This window comes from Microbacterium sp. K35 (genome assembly GCF_004794375.1).
In the GTDB taxonomy this organism is placed as follows: domain Bacteria; phylum Actinomycetota; class Actinomycetes; order Actinomycetales; family Microbacteriaceae; genus Microbacterium; species Microbacterium sufflavum.
In genome coordinates, this window is record NZ_SSDM01000377.1 from 1 (window position 1) to 1611 (window position 1611).

The 1611-nt window shown below is 74.9% G+C and carries 2 protein-coding genes; both read right to left on the bottom strand.

The window, feature by feature from the left end:
• The coding region (locus DW299_RS15780; RefSeq protein WP_136037136.1) for a cysteine desulfurase family protein at positions 1-636 on the bottom strand (636 nt) is incomplete at its 3' end.
• Between the two features lie 4 nt (positions 637-640).
• On the bottom strand, positions 641-1492 hold the full coding sequence (gene nadC / locus DW299_RS15785; protein WP_136037137.1) for a carboxylating nicotinate-nucleotide diphosphorylase: 852 nt from the start codon (positions 1490-1492) through the stop codon (positions 641-643).
• Positions 1493-1611: the final 119 nt, after the last annotated feature.

Sequence of the window (1611 nt, forward strand, 5' to 3'; positions counted from 1 at the left end):
CACCGCGAGCGCGCCCGTGCCCTTGGGGGCGCCCAGCTTGTGCCCGGCGATCGACACCGCGTCGGCGCCGAGGTCGCGCAGCGGCAGCCAGCCCGCCGACTGCACGGCGTCGAGGTGCAGCGGCACTCCCCGCGCACGGGTGACCGCGGCAAGGGCCTCGACGTCCTGCACCGTGCCGATCTCGTTGTTCGCGTGCCCCAGCGCGACCAGTGCCGTGTCATCGCGGAGCGCGGCGGCGAGGGCCTCGGTGGTGACGCGGCCGTCCGGCCCCACGTCGAGCGCCGTCACCTCCACGTCGTGGAACCGCGCGAGGAACGCGGCCGACTCCAGGATCGACTCGTGCTCGATCGGCGACACCACGACGTGCCGGCGCCCCGAGCTCAGCGCGCCGAGCACCAGTCCCTTCACCGCGAGGTTGTTCGCCTCGGTGCCGCCGCTGGTGAACACGACGTCGCCGCGGCGCATCCCGAGCACGTGCGCGACCCTGGCCCTGGCGTCCTCGAGGGCCTCCGCCGCCGCCTCTCCCGCGGTGTGGTGGCTGGCGGGGTTGCCGTACACCGTCGTGAGGTACGGCTGCATCGCGGCCAGCACCTCCGGGCGGACGGGGGAGGTGGCGGCGTGGTCGAGGTACAGCACGGCGTCAGTCGATCCGCAGATCCAGGCCGAGATCGAGCGCGCGGGCCGAGTGGGTGAGCGCCCCGACGGAGATGACGTCCACTCCCGTGCGGGCGATCGCGGCCACGGTGTCGAGGTCGACGCCGCCCGAAGCCTCCGCGGTCGCGCGACCGTCGATCACAGCGACGCCGGCGCGCAGCTCGTCCGGGGTGAAGTTGTCCAGCAGCACCGTGTGCGCGCCGCCGTCGAGCACCGCGGGGATCTGGTCGAGCCTGTCGACCTCGACCACGACGTGCGCGGTGTGCGGCAGTCGCGCCACGGCCTCGCGCAGCGCCGACGCCAGGTCGAGACCGCTGCGCTGCAGCACCGCGAGGTGGTTGTCCTTCGCCATGACCGCGTCGGACAGGGAGAAGCGGTGATTGCGGCCACCCCCGCAGGCGACGGCGTGGCGCTCGAACGCCCGGAGCCCCGGAGTGGTCTTCCTGGTGTCGGCGATGCGGGCGCGCGTGCCCTCGACCGCCGCGACGTACGCGGCGGTGAGGGTCGCAATGCCCGACATGCGCTGCGTGAAGTTCAGCGCCACCCGCTCGGCGGTCAGCAGGCTGCGGGCGGCTCCGGTCACGGTCGCGAGCACGTCACCCGCAGCGAACGCGTCGCCCTCGCCCACGTGCAGGTCCACGGTGACCTCCGGGTCGGTGAGGGTGAAGGCGGCGGCGAACACCTCTCCGCCGCTGAACACGCCGGGCTCGCGGGCGACGAGGTCGGCGGTCGCGGTGGCGTCGGCGGGCAGCAGCGTCGCACTGGTCAGGTCGCCCCACGGGGCGTCCTCCTCGAGGGCGGCGCCGACCACGCGGGTGAGGGTGGCACGGGTGAGCATCAGACGGTCTCCAGGATCGGGGGACGGGCGGTGGCGGGGGCGGCGGGCTCCGCGTCCGCGCGGTGGTGGGCGCCGACCGAGATGCGGCGCGCCAGGGCAGCGGCGGCCGTGGCCTCCGC

Coding starts and splice junctions, on each gene's coding strand:
- nadC (WP_136037137.1), bottom strand. CDS start 1,492: ATGCTCACCCGTGCCACCCTCACCCGCGTGGTCGGCGCCGCCCTCGAG.